At 71.1% G+C, this 21,097-nt stretch carries 17 protein-coding genes and 1 pseudogene; 7 read left to right on the top strand and 11 right to left on the bottom strand.

The annotated features are described in order from the left end of the window. Nucleotides 1-8 precede the first annotated feature (8 nt). Nucleotides 9-1,166 carry an FAD-dependent monooxygenase gene (locus B446_RS34170; protein WP_043474473.1) on the bottom strand — a complete coding sequence of 386 codons (1,158 nt, stop codon included), beginning with the start codon at nucleotides 1,164-1,166 and terminating at the stop codon, nucleotides 9-11. A 72-nt stretch (nucleotides 1,167-1,238) separates the two neighbouring features. Here B446_RS34170 and B446_RS34165 point away from each other — a divergent pair, with 72 nt between their 5' ends. Continuing rightward, nucleotides 1,239-1,796 carry a TetR/AcrR family transcriptional regulator gene (locus B446_RS34165; protein WP_020937567.1) on the top strand — a complete coding sequence of 186 codons (558 nt, stop codon included), beginning with the start codon at nucleotides 1,239-1,241 and terminating at the stop codon, nucleotides 1,794-1,796. 41 nt (nucleotides 1,797-1,837) lie between these two features. On the opposite strand, the gene B446_RS39510 is transcribed toward B446_RS34165, so the two are convergent. The 5 genes from B446_RS39510 to B446_RS34140 form a co-directional block, all read right to left on the bottom strand. Further along, nucleotides 1,838-1,996, bottom strand: coding sequence for a hypothetical protein (locus B446_RS39510; RefSeq protein ID WP_162473329.1), 159 nt, complete (start codon nucleotides 1,994-1,996; stop codon nucleotides 1,838-1,840). 293 nt (nucleotides 1,997-2,289) lie between these two features. Continuing rightward, complete coding sequence (locus B446_RS34155) at nucleotides 2,290-2,952, bottom strand: NADPH-dependent F420 reductase (protein WP_020937569.1); 663 nt, start codon at nucleotides 2,950-2,952, stop codon at nucleotides 2,290-2,292. A gap of 319 nt (nucleotides 2,953-3,271) precedes the next feature. Then, the gene (locus B446_RS34150; RefSeq protein WP_020937570.1) at nucleotides 3,272-3,787 is read right to left on the bottom strand and encodes a hypothetical protein; all 516 of its coding nucleotides are present in this window, start codon (nucleotides 3,785-3,787) and stop codon (nucleotides 3,272-3,274) included. 58 nt (nucleotides 3,788-3,845) lie between these two features. Next, nucleotides 3,846-4,634: an ArsR/SmtB family transcription factor gene (locus tag B446_RS34145; RefSeq protein ID WP_020937571.1), complete on the bottom strand. Its 789-nt coding sequence runs from the start codon at nucleotides 4,632-4,634 to the stop codon at nucleotides 3,846-3,848. A 359-nt stretch (nucleotides 4,635-4,993) separates the two neighbouring features. Further along, entirely contained in the window at nucleotides 4,994-7,066 is a 2,073-nt protein-coding gene (locus tag B446_RS34140; RefSeq protein WP_148305712.1) for a glycosyltransferase family 4 protein, read from the bottom strand. Between the two features lie 211 nt (nucleotides 7,067-7,277). On the opposite strand from B446_RS34140, the gene B446_RS34135 reads away from it, so the two are divergent. Continuing rightward, nucleotides 7,278-8,582, top strand: coding sequence for a glycosyltransferase (locus tag B446_RS34135; RefSeq protein WP_237751105.1), 1,305 nt, complete (start codon nucleotides 7,278-7,280; stop codon nucleotides 8,580-8,582). 26 nt (nucleotides 8,583-8,608) lie between these two features. Here the strand turns inward: B446_RS34135 and B446_RS34130 are convergent, their stop codons facing one another. From B446_RS34130 to B446_RS34120, 3 genes are all read right to left on the bottom strand, one after another. Continuing rightward, nucleotides 8,609-9,403 carry a YqjF family protein gene (locus B446_RS34130; RefSeq protein ID WP_078614597.1) on the bottom strand — a complete coding sequence of 265 codons (795 nt, stop codon included), beginning with the start codon at nucleotides 9,401-9,403 and terminating at the stop codon, nucleotides 8,609-8,611. 7 nt (nucleotides 9,404-9,410) lie between these two features. Continuing rightward, the gene (locus B446_RS34125; protein WP_020937575.1) at nucleotides 9,411-10,112 is read right to left on the bottom strand and encodes an SDR family NAD(P)-dependent oxidoreductase; all 702 of its coding nucleotides are present in this window, start codon (nucleotides 10,110-10,112) and stop codon (nucleotides 9,411-9,413) included. Nucleotides 10,113-10,323: 211 nt separating this feature from the next. Beyond that, nucleotides 10,324-10,800: a hypothetical protein gene (locus tag B446_RS34120; RefSeq protein WP_020937576.1), complete on the bottom strand. Its 477-nt coding sequence runs from the start codon at nucleotides 10,798-10,800 to the stop codon at nucleotides 10,324-10,326. 442 nt (nucleotides 10,801-11,242) lie between these two features. Here B446_RS34120 and B446_RS34115 point away from each other — a divergent pair, with 442 nt between their 5' ends. From B446_RS34115 to B446_RS34105, 3 genes are all read left to right on the top strand, one after another. Further along, complete coding sequence (locus B446_RS34115; protein WP_020937577.1) at nucleotides 11,243-12,118, top strand: polysaccharide deacetylase family protein; 876 nt, start codon at nucleotides 11,243-11,245, stop codon at nucleotides 12,116-12,118. A 113-nt stretch (nucleotides 12,119-12,231) separates the two neighbouring features. Beyond that, entirely contained in the window at nucleotides 12,232-13,356 is a 1,125-nt protein-coding gene (locus tag B446_RS34110; protein WP_020937578.1) for an alpha/beta hydrolase, read from the top strand. A 561-nt stretch (nucleotides 13,357-13,917) separates the two neighbouring features. Next, nucleotides 13,918-14,721 (top strand): trypsin-like serine peptidase, encoded by an 804-nt coding sequence (locus tag B446_RS34105; protein WP_020937579.1) that lies wholly within the window; start codon nucleotides 13,918-13,920, stop codon nucleotides 14,719-14,721. A 121-nt stretch (nucleotides 14,722-14,842) separates the two neighbouring features. Here the strand turns inward: B446_RS34105 and B446_RS34100 are convergent, their stop codons facing one another. Next, a complete protein-coding gene (locus B446_RS34100) occupies nucleotides 14,843-16,852 on the bottom strand; it encodes a glycosyltransferase family 39 protein (protein WP_020937580.1) in 2,010 nt (669 codons plus the stop codon). A gap of 450 nt (nucleotides 16,853-17,302) precedes the next feature. After that, on the bottom strand, nucleotides 17,303-17,881 hold the full coding sequence (locus B446_RS34095; RefSeq protein WP_020937581.1) for a hypothetical protein: 579 nt from the start codon (nucleotides 17,879-17,881) through the stop codon (nucleotides 17,303-17,305). Between the two features lie 1,007 nt (nucleotides 17,882-18,888). Between B446_RS34095 and B446_RS36265 the strand changes: the two genes are divergently transcribed. Both B446_RS36265 and B446_RS41215 read left to right on the top strand, forming a co-directional pair. Continuing rightward, nucleotides 18,889-20,628: a serine/threonine-protein kinase gene (locus tag B446_RS36265; RefSeq protein WP_078614599.1), complete on the top strand. Its 1,740-nt coding sequence runs from the start codon at nucleotides 18,889-18,891 to the stop codon at nucleotides 20,626-20,628. Nucleotides 20,629-20,729: 101 nt separating this feature from the next. Beyond that, nucleotides 20,730-21,082: pseudogene (locus B446_RS41215) on the top strand (DUF3103 family protein). Nucleotides 21,083-21,097: the final 15 nt, after the last annotated feature.

The raw sequence follows: 21,097 nt of genomic DNA, 5'->3' as shown, positions 1-21,097 counted from the left end.
GAACCGGATCAGCTCAGCGACGGCGGAACCCAGGCGTGATGACGCAGGATCATACGTGTGGCGACCCGGGATGGAGTCAGTCGCATCGCCGTGTTCCGCAGGGGGACGGCCAGTGGGTGGGAGAGCTGTTGGCCCATTCTGCCGGCTTGCCGGGCAGCCCGTGCGACGGCCTGGCTGCGGGGCCGACGCTCGGCGTCGTAGCGAGCGAGCGCGGCGTCGACGGTGGACTCGGTGGCGAGGGCGGCGGCGAGGGTTACCGCGTCCTCCAGTGCCTGACAGGCCCCCTGTCCGAGGTTGGGGGTCATCGCATGGGCCGCGTCACCGAGCAGCGCGATCCGACCGACCGCGTATGAGGTGAGCGGCGTACGCAGTTCGTTCACGTCGTGATACAGCACGGCCTCGGGCCGGGTCGCGTCGAGCATGGCGGGGATCGGGTCGTGCCAGGTGTGGAACCGTCGGCGCAGTTCGGCCAGCGGGTCGGCGAACCGCGTGCCGGCGGGGTGGCTGAGGACGGCGTGCCACTCGGCCCGCCTGTCCCGGAAGGCGATGTGCCCGAATTCCGCGCCGCGGCCCCAGGTCAGCTCGAAGTCGGTCCGCAGATCGACCGCGCGCTCGGTGATGGCACGCAGTACCGTCGAGCCGCTGTAGACCGGGCCGGGATGGTGTGGGAAAAGACGGCTGCGAGTTTTGCTGCCGATGCCGTCGGCCGCGACCACCAGACCGGCGTTCAGGACCGTGGTGCGGCAGTCGACTTGAACCGTCTCAGGGCCGGTCTGCTCGACCCCGGCCGCCTCCGAGCCGGTCACCAGTGATTCGGCGGGCAGGCAGTCGCGGAGCAGTCGGTGCAGGTCGGAGCGGGGGATGCCCATGATCGGTGCGCCCACCGCCTTCTCCAGCGTCGAGCCGTCCATCCGGGCCAGCCAGCCGCCCCGGGGCGTCCGGGTGCCGCCGCTGTACTGGCCTCGCGATGCCTCCCGAACCGCGTCGCCGACCCCCAGTTCGTCCAGTGCCCGCAGGCCGTTGGCGGCCAGTGAAATGCCTGCCCCCGCGTCATCGAGCATGGACGCACGCTCGATGACCGTCACGTCCCATCCGATGCGAAACAGACCGATCGCGGCGGCCAGCCCGCCGACGCCCCCTCCGAGCACCACTGCCGTGTTCCCCATGCCGGAGCCCCCATCTTCTACATCTGTAGAAGCGCACCCTATCCCGAGTCTCTACGGGTGTAGAAAGGGGCCATGGCTTCGGATCGGCGCACTCTTCTGGCGGACGCGGCTCTCGACGTGCTCGTCGACGAAGGGATACGCGGCCTGACCCACCGCGCGGTCGATCGGAAGTCCGCCATGCCGCCCGGCACCACCTCGGCCTACTTCCGCACCCGTGCCGCGCTGCTGACCGGACTCGTAACCCGCCTGGTCCATCTCGACCAGGCAGAACTTCAAACGATGGCCGAAGAGCTTCCACCCCTGCGCACCGTCGAGGAACTGGTGGACGGCATGGTGCTGCTCACCCGGCAGCGACTCACCGGCGAGGGCCGCCGCCGCTCGCTCGCCCGCCATGCCTGCGCCGTCGAGAGCGTGCGCGACCCTGAGCTGCGAGCGATACTCGTGCCCCGCGAGAACGCCGGCCGCGAGGCCGTCCGGATGTTCCTCACCACGCACGGCGTCACAGACGTCGAGAACCGCACTCACACTCTGCTGACCTGCATCGACGGACTGGTTTTCGACCGACTGGTGAACGGCGGCGAAGTACCGCGCGAGGCTCTCGACGGCCTGGTCGCCGCCGCGCTGCGTTAGGACCCGGGCGTCCACGGTCCCACTCGAACCGGCCGACGGCCTCAGCTGCCGCCACCGCCTGCGGACCCGCCGAGCTGGGCCGGGCCGCCCTGGCCGCCTACCTCGCCAGCCGGGACAGCCGCGGCGAAGCGTTCCGCGCCGTCGTCCGCACCGACCACGGCAACCACATCGTCATGCCCGCCGACCAACTCATCGACCATGACCGGAAAGCAGACCCAGCCGTCTGCCCGCCACTGCCCGCCTACCTGCGCAACGCCTTCGCTTGACGCCAGGGGCGTAGGGCAGCCGCACCGCACCGACCGCGGCATGGTCCGGCTCGCCATCGGCCTGGCCGACAAGCGTCGGGCGGGGCGCGGAACAGTGCGGTTTGGCACCGGGCGGGGCTCGCTGGATGTCCTCCTGCGCGGAGGCGGGGTGCGGCCCGGGGGTCCGGTCGGGATCAAGTTGCCGGAGAGGCCGCACCGGCCGCTGGAGATCGCCCGAGCCGATCGCGTCAGGCCCGCCACTCCGCCGTACGCTCGGGGCTCGCCGCGGCCAGCGCCTTCGTCACTCCGTCGACGCCCTCGCGCAGGCCGTACACAGGGGTGCCCGGCTGCTGGCGCCAGGAGTCGTCGAGCCCGCCGGCGTCCACGGTGTCGAAGCCGAGCTCGTCGATCAGCGCCCTGACCTTCCGCTTGGCCGCCTCGTCGTCGCCGGCCACCGGCAGGGCCTGCCGGTCGGGGGCGCCCGCCGGGCGCGCACGTTCCAGGATGTCGATGGCGAAGGTGCCGTTGAAGGCCTTGATGACGGGGTGCCCGATCTGCCGCTCGGTCCAGCGGCTCTCGGTCAGGCCCTCGTCCTCGATCCCGGCGATCTTCCCGTCGCGCTGCTGTGGGTAGTAGTTGCCGGTGTCGATCACCACGACGCCTTCGGCGGCCCCGTCGAGCAGGCCGGAGGGCAGGTTCGGGACGGCCTTCAGGGGGACGGTGACGACGACGATCTCCGCGTCACGCGCCGCCTCCTCCACCGGTACCGGCGTCGCTCCGGTCTCCTCGGCCAGTTCGGTGAGGGTCTGCGGGCCACGGGAGTTCGCCACGGAGACGTCGTGACCGAGGGCGGTCAGCCGCCGGGTGAGGTTGCCGCCGATGTTGCCCGCGCCGATGATGCCAATCTTCACGACAGGCCCTGCCTTTCGAGTCGATGCACACGCATACGTCTGGTCGGCGTCAACCCAGGGCCTGTCCGGGCTATTCCGCGAGCCGTCCGGATGGGTGAGCTGGGGGGCGGGTACCCGTCCCGGGCCAACCGTCGAACGGATCCTTCAGCTCCCTCAGAGGTGCTCATCGGCAGAGGTGCTCACCGGCGACCGGGTCGGCAGGCGCTTCGACCTGCCGCCGAGACCGGAGCGGCACGAAGGTCGCCGGAGCATGCGGTGCGCCGGCTGGACGTGGGTCCGCGGCCACGTCCGTCTCCACCGGTGTGGTCATGTGCCGTGGTCAGCGCGTGGCCTCGTTCATGGCTCGCTCGGGGAGGAGGGCGAGGAGCTGTTTCGTGTGGCCGGGCAGTTCTGCCTTCGCCAGGCCAGTGACGATGTCGCGCAGTGGCATGGGCTGATCGACCAGGAGGGTGTCGTTGGACAGGAGCCGGGCAGGCACCAGGGTGCCGAGCTCGGCGTCGCTGAGCGCCGCGCTTCGGGCGAGTGCGCACAGCGCAGCTGCCTGTCCACGGATGCGCTCCCGGAGACCGGCGTTGCCGCCTGCGTGCGCGATGGTGCGCCGGATGGTCCAGACGTCGAGTGCGATCCGGTTGTCGTACGTCGTGTTGGCCCCCGCTTCGATGCCTGCGATGGCGGCGATGGTGGCGGCACTGACGAGAGAGACGTGCGCGAGGATCTCGTCGGCGTTCCACTCGCCGTCCGGTGGGGCGGGGTTGGGGTCGTCGGCGCTGGCCACGGTGGCGGCGGCGTCAAGCAGCGTTCGGTAGGCGTCCTGGAGTGAGCCGGTGTCCAGCATGTATGGCACCTGTCTGTGCGGGCGTAGACGGAATGAACCGCGGGCGAAGCGGCGCGGCTCAGGTGTGGGCGCGGGACATCTCCCAGGGCGCCTGCGGCAGGACCTCGCCCGTCTCCAGCATCGACTTGAGGTTGGCCAGCACGGCCGGCCAGCCGGCGGAGATGCCGCCCAGCATCTCCTGGTTGGGGAGCCTCTCGTGGGTCACGGTGAGGCGGACGATGTCCTCATGCGGCTCGACGAGGAAGGTGACGACCGACGGCTCTCTCGGCGATTCGGCATCGGGGGCGTCGTCGAAGGTGACGACCAGCCGGGTCGGGGGCTCGGTTTCCAGGACGCGGCCCACCACGTCGACCTTGCCCGAGCCGTCGGCTCGCCGGTGCTCCCAGGCCGAGCCCGGCTGCCAGTCGGAGACATTCGCGTGACCCCAGTAGCGCGCCGTCAGGTCGGCATCGGTCAGGGCTTGCCACACCTGCTCCGCACGGGCGCGGATATAGGTGACATATACATAGTCCGGCACTGGTGCAGGTGCTTCGGTCATGGCGTACTCCTCTGCCTGGCGCTTGATGGCGCTGATCGCTTGCAGGCGGGGCTTGTCGAAGCCGGAGATCCAGCGCTCCTCGATCTCGTGGATCGGGGTCGGGTTCAGGTAGTGCAGCCGCTCCCGGCCGCGCCGTACGACGGTGACGAGGTCGGTACGCACGAGGACGTCCAGATGCTGTGTCACCGACTGGCGTGACATGTCGAGGCGTTCACACAGTTCGCGCAGCGTCTGCCCGTTGTGCTCGCGCAACCGGTCGAGCAGGAGTCGCCGAGTGGGATCGGCCAGCGCCTTGAACACCGAGTCCATCGCTATTGCTTCGAGGCTCACGCTCGACATTATGCAGGTATTTACCTGCCTATTGTCAAGCGCGACGACCGGCCCTACCAGCCGGGCGCGGCTGACGTGCGCAAACCTCTGGGGGGGAAGTCTCACTGCCCCGACCGCGATCACAGACCACGAGGCCGCTGCGATCAGTGGGGCGGCCCGTACGCTCAGGAACCGACATGCCCGACACCCCGCCGCTCGCCGATGCTGTCCCTGCAGGCACTGTCCCGCTGTTGCGCCTCGCCGAGCCCGCACACCACGGGGTCGGCGTCGGTGGGTCCCACGGCGGTACCGCAGATCGTGAGGCTGCCGAACAGGTACTCGTCCGGCCCGCCCACTGGTCAGTCGGTGTGCAGGGCGGTGTACTCGGCGGCCAGTTCGTCGGCCATGCGTGTCACGGAGAACCGCTCGGCGACCAGCTTCCTGCCCGCAGCCGCGTAACGGCGCCGGTCGTCGACGGAGGTGGCGGCGACCCGCCGTAGGCCCCGCATCAGGCCCGCCTGGCCGGATGTGTCCATCAGGAGCCCGTTGACCTGGTCGCGGAGGTAGTGCGCGACTCCCCCGCGGCGCGGACCGGCGACGGGAAGGCCGGCGTCCATCGCCTCCAGGACCGCTATCCCGAACTCCTCCTTCGCGCTCGGGCAGACGTACCAGCAGCGGGCGTCGGCCGTGCGCTGTGCCAGGGCACGCTGCAGTCGGCGTACCTCGTTGTTCGGCAGGGCCGGCAGCAGCGCCAGGCGGCGCGCGGCCTGCGGGTACGGGGCGAGGAGGGTGTCGATGCGGCGGCGGACGTCGTCCTCCGCGGCGGTGCCGGCGCCGGGGCTGCCGCCGATGAGGACGAGGGTCGTGGTGTGGTGGGCGCCCGTCGCCAGCCAGGACCGGACCAGGAGGTCCTGCTGCTTGACCGGGTGCAGCCGGCCCACGCACAGCAGCGCGGGCAGTTCGCGGTCGCGGGGGTCGAGGGCGTCGGGGCGCGTCCCGTCCCGGTAGAGCCGCTTCAGCGCCTCGCGCCGCCGGTCGTCCTCGTCGGGTGCGGGCTGGTAGGGGGCGATGCCTTCGGGCGGGGCGCTGGGTCCGCGTCCTGCGTTGAGCTGGGCGAGGCCGGGGAAGTGGCGGACGAGTTCACGGGTGCCGCCGCGTCCGGGGATACCGACGACCGTGTCCGCGCGCTCGACGAGCCGGTCGGCCAGGAAGACCCGGTGCAGATCGTGCCGGAGGCCGTCCGCCGCCGTGGGGTCGGCGGGATCGCTCTCGGCATGGCGTTCGGCGAGTCCGCGGTGCGGGTCGGGCGTGGCCGTGAAGACCAGCGCGGCGCCCAGGCGCTCGGCGGCGTCGGCGAGGGCCAGGCTGCCGTCGTCGGCGTATCTGACGTGCAGGACGTCCAGGGGCCGTGGCATGGCGCCGAGCAGGCGGACCGCCCACCAGGTGAGTGCGGGGCGGTGGCGGTGCATCTCGACCTGGGCCGGGGCCGAGGGGGCGTCCACGGGGAGCCGCAGGACCCAGTGCCCGGGGGCGCGTTCGTAGGCCAGCCGGTCGTCGGCGGCGAGGTCCTCGTGCCCGGCGGTCACGACGGTGATGACGCCGGATATCCCGTCGGTCGTGGCCAGCCGGTCGCCGAGCCCGCCCAGCAGCACCGCCAGTCCACCGCTCATCCCCTGCCCCGGGGTGTCCAGGCCGCCCAGCAGCATGCTCTGGGCGACCAGCCGGCCCGCGGGCCCCCGCCTCTCCGGGCCGAAGGCGGGTACCGGGGGCGCCAGCAGGAGCCGTTCGTAGGCGTCCCCGGCCCGGGAAGGATGGGGCAGATGGGCGGGGCCGCCGGGGAGTTGACGCAGGTACCGCCAGGCGGAGTGGCGTACGGCCCGGTGCGTGGTGGTGCGCGCGAGCGACGCGCTCTCGACCGGGGTGAGGGGATGCAGGCCGGCGCCCACCGCGAGGTCGAGCAGGTGGCCTGCGACCGGTCCGTCGCAGGGCTCGCCGAGCATGGCGCGCAGTACCTCCTCGGCGTGCCGGGGGCCGTGCCGGCGCACGGTCTCCGGCCACAGCTCGGTCAGCACGGCCATGAGGCGGGGGTCGCCCTCCCGGTGGGCGAGCAGGGCCTCCGGCGTCAGCGGTACGCCCAGCCGGGCGGCGCGACGCAGTCCCGCCACGGCCTTGTCCCGGCGGTCCACTCCGGCTCCCTCGCCGGGCGGGACGGCCCGCAGCTCGTACTCGGCTTCCAGTAGTTTCGCCAGTTCGCCCTGGGCGTCCGGAAGACGTCTGTCGTGCCTCGGCCCGTGGAGGTGCGCGGTCCAGCCGGAGCCGTTGAAGAACGCGGTGCGGGCGGCCACCAAGGGGTCGCGGGTCTCGTGGCCCGTTCTTCCCGGCCGTGCGGGGTCGTGAGCCGCCGAGGGGGCTGCGAAAGCGGTGCCGGCCACGGGTTCTCCTGTCTCAGGGACGGCGCTGACCTCTGTGGTTCGCGGGGTGTCGGCCTTCCGGATGCACCTGCCTCCGGTGCTCATTGCCACACCGTCCGACCTGCCCGAACGTGGCTACGATGCGCTGGCCCGGGCCTGCTGGACAGCGGGCGGAAGATGCCTTGGCCGAGGGGTTCGCATGCCGCGTGTCGTTGTCGTAAGTCCCCCGTTCATGTCCCACGCGCGACCGTTGTCGGTCCTGGCCGGGGCTCTGCGCCGGCGCGGTGCGGACGTGTACTTCGCCTGCGCTCCGACCTTCGAGCATCTGGCGCGGGAGGCCGGGGTGGGCTTCGAGCCGCTCTCCGTGACGCGGAATGCCAACACCGGGGTGGCCGAGGCGACCGAACAGGACGCCCGGGAGGCGGCCCGGCTGGCGGAGTTCCTGGACGCCACCAGGAAGGGTGCCGTGTCGACGCTGCTGGTCCAGACCCGCCATCGGCGGGCTGACATGCTGGCCGACCCGGACGGGGTGCTCGACGCGCTGCGCTCGGCCGACCGACGGCTGCGCCCCGACTGGTACGTCGTGGACCAGCTCAGCTACCCGGTCACCCTGGCCCTGCACTGCCTGGGCGTGCCCTACGCGACCTTCTGCCCCGGACATCCCAGCTATGTGCTCTCCGGCCCCGACGCCTACTTCGGCGTCCCCTACGCCTGGCCCGACGCACTGCGGCCCGAACCGGAGCGGCTGCGGGAGCTGAGGGCCGCGGCGCGGCAGAGCGACGAGGCCTTCACCGCCCTGTTCGCGGCCTTCGCCCGGCGGCACGCGCCTTCCCGGCCGGCTCCGGGCCGCGCCTTCGCCCACAGCTCGCCGCACGCAGTCGTCTACGCCTACCCGGCGTTCCGCTGGCTGCCGACGCCTCCGCCGGGACCGGTGCGCCTGTTCGCCGGGCACATGGCCGCACTCCCGGACCCCCTCGACGCGAAGTGGGAGGCGCGCCTGAAACTGCTGCGTTCGAGCGGCGAGAGGCTCGTCCTCGTCGCGCTCGGTACGTTCCTGTCCGCGCGCGACGACGTCCTGCGCACCGTCGTCACCGGGTTGCTCGACGGCATGCCGGACGTGTCGGTCGTCGTCGCGGCCGGAGAACGGGCCGCCGCGCTGGCCGATCTCGCGGGCGAACGGACCGTGGTGGTGCCGTCGGTGCCCCAGCGCGCGCTCCTGGAGCGGGTGGACGCGATGGTGCACCACGGTGGCAGCAACTCCTTCACCGAATGCCTGCGGGCGGGCGTGCCCGCGGTGGTGCTGCCGTTCTCCAGCGACCAGTTCTCCGTGGCCCGGGACGCGGAGCGCGCCGGTGCCGGTGTGGTGCTCGACCCGAACACGCTGTCGCCGGCCGATGTCCCTGCGGCGCTCGGGACGCTGTGGCGGACCGCGAGCCCGCGTATGCCCGGTCTGGCCGCGGCGGTACGGCGGCGGGGGCCCGGGTGGGCGGCTGGAGAGCTGCTGGCCGCCATGGGCCGGCGGACGTCGGCGGACTGATCCCGGCGCCGTCGTGCCGGGGTGGGTCAGCCGGGCCGCGTGGCGTGTGCGGGCAGGGGCACCGGCGGGCCGAAGACCACCGGGAGACCGGGAGCGTACAGAACGCTCACGGGCTCGCCCTGCGGCCTCGACAGCCCGGCCGCCGCGACCAGTTCGTCCTGCCAGCCCAGCAGGGTGCACCTGCGGAAGGACCAGGCGGGGTGTGCGTTGGGGAGGTAGTAGGTGCGCCCGAGGAACCGCTCGTGCAGCCCCCAGCGCTGAGTGAGGAACTCCTCCAGCGGCGTGGCCGCCACCGGCTCGTCCGCCACGTCCAGCCACACCCGTGCGGCGGCTCGCGCACCCTGGCGCCCACCCGTGCGGTACAGCAGCCGGCTGTCGAACCACTGGCTGTGGATGCGGGACCACCGGTAGGGCAGGCCGAACGCGCCGCGGGCCGCCAGTACGGGCAGCAGTCGGTCGCAGTCGAGCGAACGGAACACCACCCCGCGGCGTCCCGTGGCGTCGCGGCTGTACAGGCGGACGTTGACCTCGCCGAAGCTCCCCAGGTAGGGCAGGGCCGGCGCCCGGCCGAAGGCGAGGTCGTCCATGCGGAAGAAGACCAGGCCGACGTACGCCCGGCCCTGGTGGAGGTCGGGCACGGTGCCGGCCGGCAGCAGCCGGGCCACCTCGAACGGGTCGGCGGGCCAGTGCAGGAACACCAGGTCCCGCCAGCGCTGCCGGAACAGCACGCGCCGCACCGTACGCGGAGCCAGCGGGGTCAACGCCTCCGCGGGCCGGGTGCGGTGGTACGAAGGGCCGTACGCGAGACGTCTCCTCGGCATGTCCGCCCTACCGCACCACTTCGAGTGCCGCACCGCTGCCGGGACGCACAAGTCTCGCCCCCTCGGAGAGCGCCCGCACGATCACGTCCACTGCCTCCGGAACGGGCAATCCCCGCGGCAGCGGCGGCGCTTGGCCCGCGACGGCGCGCCCGGCGAAGCCCGTGTCCATGTGGGGCAGGTTGATCTCCAGCACGGTCACGCCCTGGCGTCGCCGCTCCCGGCGGACCGCCGTGAGCCAGGTGGCCAGCGCGGCCTTGGCGGCGGCGTAGTCCGCCATCCGAGCCGGTGCCGCCTCGGCGACGATCCCGGTGACGGCCGCGAGGACGCCGCCCTCGGGCAACCGGTCCCCGGCGGCCCGCAGGAACGCCATGGGGGCCAGCGCGTTCACCGCCATCAGGTGTTCGGACACCGCGTCCTCCACCTCCCCGGCCGACCCGAAGGCCGCGACTCCGACGCATACGACGACGCCGTCCAAGCCGCCCAGTTCCGCCGCCGCCCAGTCGACGGTCTTCGCACAGGAGTCGGCGTCCCAGGCGTCGAAGGTGCGGGCGGGAGCGTGCTCGCACGCCGCCGAGACACGGGTGAGGGCCTCGCGGTCACGTCCGGCCAGTGCCGTGCGCGTACCGAGGGCGCACAGTCGTACGGCGAGCGCCGCCCCGATCTCCCCGGTGGCACCCGGCACCAGAATCCGTGCATCTCTCAGGTCCATGCCCCGCCTCGCCTTCCTTGCCGACGACCTGGCACTACGTGTCTGGTTCGTTGGTCGGCCGTCGGCCGGATGCAGACGCGGGCACACCAGGAACGGCACGTCGGCCCGCCGGCGGCTTACCGGGGTCGACGGCGTTCCCGGTCCGGGTCGGTCTCGCCGCCGCCAGCGACCGTCTCGCGGCCTCGGATGTCGTCCTCTGATCAGGTACGGGTCAGTCCCACATGTTGAAGATCACGTCCCCGACAGATCCAGGACGCCAGTACGTCAGATCCTTCCCCTGGGCCAGCGCCGCCGGCGGCTGGGTGGCCGCCCGCGACCAGTCCATGTCCAGCTCGGCCGCCGTCAGCAGACGAATCCGCGACACGGCCGCGATGGCCGATCCGATGGCGGGGTCGTCGACGAAAGAAAGCGGCCAGAAGGACGACTCGCCGGGAGGAGCTGCCAGGGCGAGCAGCGGCAGGGTCTGATGGCACAGGACCGCCACCCGGCGATCACGGAAAGCGATCACTACGTGGTGAAAGCTGGGCGGGAAGCGACCGTCGGACACCGACTCGACGTGCCCACCTGTTCGGCGAGCGATCTCGTAGCAGACGGCCTTGAAGTCGGCCAGTGCCGGAGCCTCTTCGTCTCCGGGCGGCCACTGCCAATGTGGGTCCGTGGCCTGACTTCGCTGTTCGCCCCGCCCCATGGCGCGATCCTAGCGCCGACGTCAGGCGGGCCGTCCGGAGAAGTCCCCCACGATCACCATCTGCCACGCCCCTCCACGGTTGCCGACGCCGACGTCACCCCGCTGTGCGGGGATCCCCACTACCGGCGACATGTCCGCTATCAACCATTCTGCAACACTCTTCGGTCGGGCGGCTCTGCCGTGCAGGTGCCGGAGGGCGAGAGCGGCGTGCGTTCCGCTGCGGTGGGCCGACGTCGCCTTAGTCGCGCGCGGTGACGAAGACGGGGTTCTCGTCGACGAGGACGACAGCCTGCGCGACGGTGCCGACGGCGGCGTCGTGGGCTCTGGTCATATTCTCACCCTCCGCCGAACTTCACCTTTCACACCGCTGAACTTCGCTTTTCATGCCGCGGTTACCTTCCAGCAGAGTCAAGGTCAGCTTTGCAGGCAGGAGAGCGGTGCGGTGAAGCGACGCAACACAGGCAGCAGGTTCTGCGCCCCGCTGGTCAGCGTGCTCCTGGCTGTGTCCGTAGGCGGCTGCGGCATGAGCGGTGGCAACGCGACCGGCCCGGCGGCCACCTCGTCGACGTCCGCCGGCGTCCGCGGCACCCCCGGGGCCACGTCGCACGTCACGGCTGAGCCCGCCACCTGGCACAAGTGGGGCCTGACACCGCTGCCCGCGACTCCCGAGCCCCCCGCGGACAAACCCCTCAAGCTGTCGGCGACCGGCCCGATCCCGGTCTTCAGCCATGTACCGACATCCCAGAAGGTCGTCTTCATCACCGTCGACGACGGACTGGAAAAGGACCCCAAGTTCATCGAGATGATGCGGGACCTGAAGATCCCGATCACGATGTTCCTGATGAACGACGCCATCAAGTCGGACTATGGGTACTTCAAGCCACTGCAGGCGATGGGCAACCACATCCAGAACCACACCCTGCACCATCCCGCGATGAACACCATCCCTCTGAGCCGCCAGAAGCAAGAGGTGTGCGGCGATCAGAAGATCCTCACTCAGCAGTTCGGCACCGCCCCGTTCCTCTTCCGGCCGCCCTACGGGGCGTACAACAACAACACCAAGACCGCGGTGGGAGATTGCGGGCCGCGAGCGATCGTCTGGTGGCGCGAATCCATGCAGGTACGCAATCTGCAGTACCAAGAGCCACGCAAGAAGTTGCGCCCCGGCGACATCATCCTCGCCCACTTCCGCGGTCCTGCGGAGCTCAAGGGCACCACCATGACGGAGATGTTCGCGAATCTGCTCAAGTGCATCCGGGCACAGGGCTTCGCGGTAGCCCGCCTGGAGGACTACATCCAGCCGCCGACCGGACATTGAACCAACCAGAGATCCCGTGCCCGATCGGACATCCGGCGACAAAGGACCAGAGCAAGCCCTCGCGACGAAGTGCGGGCGGCTGCCGGGCAGAAAGCGCAGACAGGTAACATCCCATGGGTCTCACAAGCGACAAGGTGCTGATGCTGGCGACCGTCCTCGCCGCCGTACTGTTCCTCGGCACGGTATGGCTGTGGCCGCGCCTGGCCCGGCGTAACTGGCGGGCCGTCAGCGGACGGTTCGGGTTGCTGCTCGCCACCCAGGTGGCGGCCCTCGCCACGGTGGGACTCGCCACCAACCAGGCGTTCGGCTTCTACGCCAGTTGGTCCGACCTGTTCGGCCAGGAGACCGACCAGGGAGTGGTCGTCGACCACATGGCGGAAAGCGGCGGCAGCCCCGTCCAAGTGCTCTCCGCCTCCCCTGTCATCGGTGCGAGCAGCGCGCTGCCGCAGATGGCCGGGCAGGTCCAGAAGGTCGACATCATCGGCCGTACGACCCATCTCGCCACGCCGGCGTTCGTGTACCTACCCCCGGAGTACTTCCAGCCGCAGAACCACGCGCGCAGGTTCCCGGTGACCGTCGTTCTCACGGGATACCCGGGCACGGCCCAGGCGCTGGTGGACAAGCTGGACTACCCGAGCACGATCCAGCAGCTGGCCAAAAAGGGGAAGGTGCAGCCGATGATCCTGGTGATGCTACGTCCGACCGTGGCGCCGCCACGGGACACCGAGTGCGTCGACGTTCCCGGGGGCCCGCGGACCGAGACGTTCTTCGCCAAGGATCTGCGCGATTCGGTGATGGCCCACTACCGGGTCGACAAGACGCCCGCCAGCTGGGGCATCGCCGGCGACTCGACCGGCGGCTACTGCGCACTCAAGATCGCCATGCACCACCCGCGCTCGTACGCGGCCGCAGCGGGCCTGTCGCCGTACTACAGGGCGCCGATCGACCCCACCACCGGGGACCTCTTCCATGGCGACAGGAAGCTGCAGCACAGCGCCGACCTCTTCTGGGCGCTCAAGCACCTGGCCGCCCCCGAGACGTCGCTGCTCGTCACCAGCAGCAGGGTCGGTGAGCACAACTTCAAGGACACGCTCAAGTTCATCAAGAGTGTGCAGGGCACGAGCGTGACCAGGATTTCGTCGATCATCCTTCCGAGCGGCGGGCACAACTTCAACACCTGGAAGCGGGAGATCCCGCCGATGCTGCAGTGGATGAGCGGGCGGCTGGTCGCACACTGAGCCGCTTCGGAGTAGCCACTGATCGGGTGACGCCGGGTGTGCGCACCGCACGAGGTTTCCGTGCCCTTGAGGGAAGTGTTCGACGTCTCAACTCATGGGCGCAGCAGCCTCGTTGGTTTCCTGTCCTGCCTGGTGTACCTGCGCCGGCACGACCCTCGCCCACCGGATCATCCGGATCTGTAAGCGCCCGGGCATGCCGGTCATCGCCGACCACGCCTGCACGGGAGCCGGACCATGGGTGACGACAGCCCGTCGAGGACCACCTTGCGGATACCTTCCTGGACCCGTTTCTGAGGAACCGGATCACTCCTCTGGCCCCCTATCGGTCTCTCCTGGAGCGACCGAGACCTGCTTCTGAACCGATCGACCGCTTCCGTCGGTGACCCGGCAACGGGAGCGACCAGGGTGCCGAAGACAGATCCGAACGGCGGATTGTGACGGGAGCCTCTCGGTCAGGCACGTCCCGAACTCCCGGCCCGCGTAGATAATGACCTTGTGCGCTCGCTAGTCAGACATTCCGTCCTGCCTCTGACGCTGGTCATCGTCGGGGCAGCCGCAGTGGTGGGCGACGCCGCGAGGGAAACCCATGCGGCCGGCAGCAGCGGGCGCGGCGGTTTCGGCAAGTCCGGCGAGCCGGGCCAGTCCCAGCTGGGCCAGGACCAGGACCTCCCCGCTACGGGCCCGGCCGAGGACGGCAACGCGTACACGCCCCGCAGGTCCGAGGAGGACGCCCGAATCGGCGCGGTCTTCGAGAAGGACGACCACGGTGCCCACTTCTGCACGGCGAGCGTGGTGCGGAGTCCGGGCCGGAACATGCTGATCACCGCGGCGCACTGCGCCTTCGACGCCGACTCCGGACAGCCGCTGAACGACCTGGTCTTCGCCCCCGGCTACCGCAACGGCGACGAACCCACCGGCCTGTGGAAGGTCAGCAAGGTGGTCGTCGACGACCGCTGGACCAGGTCGCAGGACGAGGACCTCGACGTCGCCTTCCTCGTCCTGGACCAGAAGGACGGCAGGAACATTCAGGATCTCCTGGGCGGCAACACTCTCGGCACAGACCGCGGCTTCGACAACAAGGTAGAGGTCACCGGCTACCCCACCAGCCGCGACACCCCCATCTCATGCCAGAACCGCACCACAAAGTTCAGCGACACCCAGCTGCGCATCCAGTGCACCCACCTCGAGGACGGGACCAGCGGCAGCCCCTGGCTCACCGACTACGACCCCAAGAGCCACACCGGCACCGTCATCGGCGTCCTGGGCGGCCACCAGGGCGGCGGCGACAAGGACGACGTGTCCTACGCCGCATACTTCGACGACGACATCGCCAAGCTCTACCGGCGCGCGCAGGACGAGGACTGAGCCCAGCTCATACTCGGCTGTCCGACCGCTCGGAACGATGAAGGGCAGTCGCGGTCCGGTGACGCTGACTACGAGTAGGACGTCCACCCGCGCACCTGCGGCTCCCAGTGGAACAAAGGTGTCACGGCGATGACAGACCCTCATGTGCTGCTGCCCGGCCCCTCTCCCGATCCGGGCCGCAGTCGTACAGCGTCTCCGCTTGGTCGCCGGAGCCGTAGGCCGCCGAAGGCACGACCGTACAGTGGTCGACGGTCCAGCGCACGATCATGGCAGCGGACGTGACCGCGTGGCGCGGACTCAGGTTCGCCTCGGCACGTGTCAGGACGACATAGCGCAGACGTCCGGTGCCTATGAGCTCGCGGAAGCCACCGGACGTCGGATGCGGGGCCCGGCCGGTGAAGCCGCCGACGGGCAGAACGTGCGCGTTGGCGGAGATGATGTAGGGCGCGGCCTCGTCCCAGCCGGGCACTGCGGCCAGGTACTCGGCGCCGCCTCGGTGCGCGGTCAGGTAGGCCAGCAGGCGTTCCCGGGTCGGGCCGAGCTTCGCCAGCGGGTTGCCCGCCCGATGGCTGGTGGGGCCCACGCGGCCCAGCGAGCCGGGCTGGTTGTAGCGCAGGGACAGCGCCGACGCCGACCAGGCGGCCGGGATGAGCAGGACCGCGGCGAGCCCGGCGGCCAGGCCGGCCGTGACGAGGCGCGGCCGTCGGCGGACGCACGACAGCACCAGGGCGACCAGGCCGAGGGCTGCGGCGGTGGGGACGGACCAGGGGATGAAGTGCGGATACCACCACGTCAGGGTCACGCACCAGGCGAGGTTCAGGGCGATCACGCCGGGCAGCACCCAGGCCCGTCGACCGCCCCTGCGGCACGCCCGCCAGGCCGGCACCGTCCCGGCGCCGCCCATCGCGGCCAGCGCCACGGCGACGACACCCATGTAATAGGTGTGTCCGGTCACGCTGCCGAAGCTGAACAACAGGAAGAACGTGACCAGCCACGACCCCCACAGCACATAGCCTGCCAGCACCCGGTCCGTGCGGGCCGCACGCCGCCGCCACAGCGCCCATGCGCCGCCCGCGACCCCGAGCGCGGCCAGCGGGTACAGCCATCCGGTTTGTGTGGCGATCCCGGGGCTGAACATCTTCCAGACGCTGTCGCCCATGCCGGGCCCGGTGCCGGCCGTCCGCAAACTCTCGTTGGGGGCGACGCTACCGGCGGCGGCCGCGTCGAGCCCGTGGAAGCGGGTCAGGAAGTTGTAGCCGACGACCAGACCATACGCCGAGTTGTCCGTGGTGCCGTCGAGGTAGGGGCGCTCGGACGCCGGGGTCAGCGTGGCCACCACCATCCACGACAGCGACACGCCGCACGCCACCGCGCCGGCCAGCGCGACGTCCAGGAGCCGACGGCGTAGGGCCGTGGGCGCGGCGACGAGGTAGGTCACGGCGAGCGCGGGCAACACCGCCCAGGCCTCCAGCATCTTGCACTGGAAGGCCGCGCCCACCCACACCCCGGCGAGCAGCAGCCGGCGACGCCGGCCTCCCTCGGTCGCCCGCTGGGTGGCCGCGGCGGCGAGAAGCAGCAGAAGGGTGAACGGCGAGTCCTCCGTGACGGACCGCCCAAGGCCGACGAACACGGGAGTGAGCGTCAGAAAGCCCGCCGCCAGCAGACCGGCCGGCACGCCCGCCCAGCGGCGTACCAGGCCATGGAGCAGGACCACGCAGGCCATGCCTTCGATCGCCTGCGGCAGTACCAGCGCCCATGGATGAAAGCCGAAGACCAGCGCCGACAGGGCCTGCGGCCACAGGTAGCCGGGCAGTTTGTCGATCGTGATCGTGTTGCCCGGATCGAAGGATCCGTAGAAGAAAGCGACCGGATTGTCGGTCATGCTGCGCACGCCGGCCGCGTAGAACGCATGGAACGAGCTGTCGTCCAGGCCCCACAGGGCGAGCAGGGCGGCGACCATCACGATGCCCAGCAACACCGGGAGCTCGTAGGCCGGCCGCGCGGTACCCGTGCGGGGCGCGGGTAGCGCCGACCCGTCGTCGCCGGGCCAGCTCAGCACGGCGGAGTTGGCACGCACCGTCGCCGGCTCGGCGCCCCGCTCTTGGGTCGGCTCGCTGTGGGACGTGAACATGAGCGGCCTTTCCAGACTTCCGAAAACTGGATCCGGACTCTGTGGGCAATCCAGATCTTGGGGAGTATCCGTCGGTCGACATGCACGGAATCTGAACGGAGACTTAACTGCGTACCGGTCTCACCGCCCTCTCACTCAAATGGGAAGTAGCGGGCCATCGGATCGCGGCGCGCGGCCGGCCTGAGCGACGCGACAGGTGCAGTAGAAACGGGTAGCGCCTTTGCCCCCGTCAACGGCACCTGGACTGAGCGGTTGGCTTGCCCGCCGACACCCGAGTACTCGACCGTGCGGCCCGCCGTGCCACGCCCGGCACATCCATCGCTCGTCACCTTGCCGGACGGTACCCGGCTCACTCCGCCACCCCGATGATCTCGGTGGACGGCGCCGCAGTGGTGTTCCGGGCAGGAGACGGACGTACGGTCTCTCCGGCCGGTCGGCCGCCGCCGTGGCTCAGGAGTAGGTCATCGGGCAGCCGTGCCGCAGGGAGTGCTGCGCGGCGCGTAGGTAGAGCGCGACGTAGAAGGCTGCGTCCCGGTCCTCGGCCCACGGGCCGGGCCGCACCCGGGCGGTCCGCTCCGCCCCGCCCTCCAGGAACCACAGACTCAATGTGAGGTTCGCGCCCGCCGGCATCGCGTCCTCGGGCAGTTCGACGGCGCCGGCCAGCCGCTCGGCCAGGGCGAGCACCCGCGGGGCCCCGGCGACCGTTGTCTCCTCGCCGGAGTACGCGGTGCCGACGGGGAGCACGATCTCCTCCTCCAGCGCGAACGGCACCAGCACACTCCAGTCGAGGAGAGTCGACAGCTCCGCGTCGGTCAGCAGCGTCCTGCACAGCGCCACGAAGCCGTCCATGGACGGGCTGACCTTCTCCTCGAACCAGCCCGGCGCCTCTCGTACGGCCTGCCGCGGCTCGTAAGGGGGCAGCCCGCGCCGCTCCAGCTCGGTGTTCAGCGCGGCGGCGACGTCCCCGTACCCGTCCTCCCCCGGCCGCGACCACGCCCGCGCGGCGACACTCACCAGATAGACACCCATGATCGCAACGTACTGGCCGCCACCGACAACGTCCCGGCCCCTCCTGACAAACCCCGAACTGACGGCTTGTCGGCGTCGGGCAGCCGCTCCGAGACCACACCTCCCTCCCGGCCGACTCCCTTGACAGCCGCTCGCGCACGTTGGCCGGGTCGGTGGTCGACGGGCACCCATGGGGTGAAAGGCCGCCGGCGCGGGCCGCCGCCGCTGGTATGGCCACCCGGCCGGGTCCGTCCTGGACAACCTCAGCAGATCCACCGCCACGCAGTGAGCTGGCCACTCCTCGGCTGTTCGCGACGCTCCAACGGCTCGGAGAGGGCTGCTGCTTGGCTAGGGGCGGCCGCGTCCTTGGACGCCGTGGACCGTTGGCCGCGCGAAACGGGTGGTCTGCCTGAAGGGCTGCTCGGTACGGTGGCCCGGTGTGCTTCTACGCCATGACCTACTACAAGCTGCACTACGCGTGCGTCTCGTGCCGTGTCAGCTTCAAGCAGCATGCCCATCCGCAACGGGAGCACCTGTGCCCGAACTGTGCTCGGCCCCTCATGTGCGCTGGTCATGACTTCGCCCCTCCGCCCAGGCGTGATGTCCGCGGGTGGTCTGTGGTGGCTGCGGTACTGAAGGAAGGGCTGCGCTACGAGGGGCGATCAGCCTGCGGGTGCGGCAAGGAGCCCAAGTACCGCCCGCGGACGAGAGCCGAACTGCGGGTGCGTCGGTCCGTTGCCACAAGGGACCGGCTTCCGTTGTCCGAGACCATTTCCCGACCGGACCCTCTGACTCCGTCGGCCGGCTGACCCCGCACCTCAACATGTCGGTCGAGGACCTCTCCACGACCTGGGCCGGCACGGCTGCCGATCCGTCCGATCCGGCCCAACTCATCGCGACTGCGTTCGAACACCGCCGAGTCCGGGTGATTCCACCCGGGTCTATGGAAAGCGGAAACCTCGCAAGCGCTTGCTGACGTCATGATGTGATCGCCGCGTGGGGAGACGCGGCAGGCCTTGGGGGGTCACATGGAATCTTTGCGCGCGTTGGGGGCGGGGGATCCGGATCGGGTCGGTCCGTACCGCGTGGTGGGCCGGCTGGGTGCCGGCGGCATGGGACGGGTCTACCTGGCCCGCTCCAAGGGCGGCCGAGCCGTCGCCGTGAAGGTCGTGCGACCGGAACTCGCCGAGGACCGCGAGTTCCGGCAGCGGTTCGCCCGCGAGGTCGCCGCGGCCCGGAGGGTCAACGGCGTCTTCACGGCGGGCGTGGTGGACGCCGACCCGGACGCGGACCCGCCGTGGCTGGCCACCGCCTATGTGCCCGGCATCTCGCTGGACACCGCCGTCGCCCGGCACGGCGCCTGGCAGGCCGACCCGGTGACCACGCTGGCCGCCGGGCTCGCCGAGGCGCTGGAGGCGATCCACGCCGCGGGGCTCGTGCACCGCGACCTCAAGCCCTCCAACGTACTGCTCGCCGCCGACGGTCCGCGCGTCATCGACTTCGGCATTTCGACGGCGACCGAGGCGAGCGCGATCACCCGCACCGGGGTGGTGATCGGGACGCCCGGCTTCATGTCTCCGGAACAGCTCACGGGGGAGCCGGTCGGCCCGGCGAGCGACGTGTTCGCGCTGGGCGCGGTCCTTGCGTTCACCGCGTCGGGCTCCGGCCCCTTCGGCACGGGCTCGGCCCAGGGCCTGATGTACCGCATCGTCCACGGCGACCCCGATCTCGACGCGGTGCCCGGGCCGATCCGCGGTCTGGTCGGACGCTGTCTGGCCAAGCGGCCCGGCGACCGGCCGACCGTGGACGCGCTGCTGTCGGAACTGATCGACGCGGCGGGCACGCCACGCACGGCGCTCCTGTTCACGAACGCGACGTGGCTCCCCCCGACGGTGGCCGCGGAGGTGCGCGGCGCCCGGGACGGCGACCCCGAGTCGACGGTGCCCGAGACGCCGCCCGGGGGCGGCCGTCCGCAGGGGGGCACGCCGCCGGCCCCGGACCCCGCCGGAAGGAACGACCAGGCGCCCACCGTGACCGGGCCGGTGCCGCCGACCCCACCGCCCGCCTACACGCCGACCGCGGTGCTGCCGACCCCCGTTCCCCGGCCGCCCGGGAAACCCTCCCGGGCGTCCACCGGCAGACGGCGAGCGGCCGTGATCGGCTCCGTTATCGCCGGGGTGGTCGCGATCGGGCTCGTGGCGTGGCAGGCCGACGCCGTGCTCGGCGCGGGGGCCGGCTCCGGATCGGGCGCCTCCTCGCCGGGCTCCTCGCCCTACGGCAGCCCGACGCCGCTGGACGGTCCCTCCTCGCCCGCCGCCACACCGACGCCGCTGGACAGCCCGTACACTCCGGCCGGCACGCCCGATGACTCCCCGACCCCGCCCGCGAGCACCCCGCCCGAGGACAGCCCGTCCGCACCCGCCTCCGACGTGACCGACCTTTCCGGTCAGTGGGACGGGAGTTACGTCTGCAACCAGGGCATCACCGGGCTGGTGCTCACTATCGAGGACCACGGCGACGGCACCGTGGACGCCGTGTTCGCGTTCTACCCCGCGCCGTCCAACCCGCAGGTGCCGCGCGGTTCCTTCGCCATGGCGGGCACCCTCCAGAGCGGCGTGCTGACGCTGCGGGCCACACGGTGGATCGAGCAGCCGCCGAACTTCCTGGCCGTCAACCTCCAGGGCACGTACGACACCCGGACACCGGATCACCTGGACGGCCGGGTCTACGGCCCCAACTGCACGACGTTCTCGGCGGACCGTTCCTGACCCGCCGGGCCGGTCCACCGGGGCGAGTCCGCGAGGGACCCCGGTGGCCGGCAACACCCGTGGGCCGCCCGTGTCTCCGCGCACGACTTCCGTCGGTCGACATGCCCTACCTCGACTACGACGGGACGGTGTACTACCCCAACCAGATCCTGGTCAACTGGTCCCACTACAAGTACAACCTGGCCGACGTCGTCATGATGAGGACGACGACGGCACCAACTACAAGTCGCTCGCCCAGGCCCTCACCACGGCCCTGCTGACCGTCACCGGCCAGGGCACCTACATCCCGCTGGTGAACGCGGTGCTGTCGGCGATGCCCGACTCCTGGTTCACCGACGACCCCGACTACGTGGAGTCCTGGTACACCCTGGCCAGGAACTCCACGGGCCGTCTCGACGGAGCCGCCGACAACGGCTGGATGACCGTCGAACCGTACTTCGTCGAGCAGTTCTGACCCTCGGGCCAGGGT

This window comes from Streptomyces collinus Tu 365 (genome assembly GCF_000444875.1).
Taxonomy (GTDB): domain Bacteria; phylum Actinomycetota; class Actinomycetes; order Streptomycetales; family Streptomycetaceae; genus Streptomyces; species Streptomyces collinus_A.
This window is presented reverse-complemented; position numbering and strand designations above follow the sequence as displayed.

What these genes read in the sequence shown, in the direction of transcription:
- B446_RS34170 (WP_043474473.1), bottom strand. Translation starts at nt 1,166, where the DNA reads ATGGGGAACACGGCAGTGGTGCTCGGAGGGGGCGTCGGCGGGCTGGCC.
- B446_RS34165 (WP_020937567.1), top strand. Translation starts at nt 1,239, where the DNA reads ATGGCTTCGGATCGGCGCACTCTTCTGGCGGACGCGGCTCTCGACGTG.
- B446_RS39510 (WP_162473329.1), bottom strand. Translation starts at nt 1,996, where the DNA reads ATGGTCGATGAGTTGGTCGGCGGGCATGACGATGTGGTTGCCGTGGTC.
- B446_RS34150 (WP_020937570.1), bottom strand. Translation starts at nt 3,787, where the DNA reads ATGCTGGACACCGGCTCACTCCAGGACGCCTACCGAACGCTGCTTGAC.
- B446_RS34145 (WP_020937571.1), bottom strand. Translation starts at nt 4,634, where the DNA reads ATGGACTCGGTGTTCAAGGCGCTGGCCGATCCCACTCGGCGACTCCTG.
- B446_RS34135 (WP_237751105.1), top strand. Translation starts at nt 7,278, where the DNA reads ATGTCCCACGCGCGACCGTTGTCGGTCCTGGCCGGGGCTCTGCGCCGG.
- B446_RS34130 (WP_078614597.1), bottom strand. Translation starts at nt 9,403, where the DNA reads ATGCCGAGGAGACGTCTCGCGTACGGCCCTTCGTACCACCGCACCCGG.
- B446_RS34125 (WP_020937575.1), bottom strand. Translation starts at nt 10,112, where the DNA reads ATGGACCTGAGAGATGCACGGATTCTGGTGCCGGGTGCCACCGGGGAG.
- B446_RS34120 (WP_020937576.1), bottom strand. Translation starts at nt 10,800, where the DNA reads ATGGGGCGGGGCGAACAGCGAAGTCAGGCCACGGACCCACATTGGCAG.
- B446_RS34110 (WP_020937578.1), top strand. Translation starts at nt 12,232, where the DNA reads ATGGGTCTCACAAGCGACAAGGTGCTGATGCTGGCGACCGTCCTCGCC.
- B446_RS34100 (WP_020937580.1), bottom strand. Translation starts at nt 16,852, where the DNA reads ATGTTCACGTCCCACAGCGAGCCGACCCAAGAGCGGGGCGCCGAGCCG.
- B446_RS34095 (WP_020937581.1), bottom strand. Translation starts at nt 17,881, where the DNA reads ATGGGTGTCTATCTGGTGAGTGTCGCCGCGCGGGCGTGGTCGCGGCCG.
- B446_RS36265 (WP_078614599.1), top strand. Translation starts at nt 18,889, where the DNA reads ATGGAATCTTTGCGCGCGTTGGGGGCGGGGGATCCGGATCGGGTCGGT.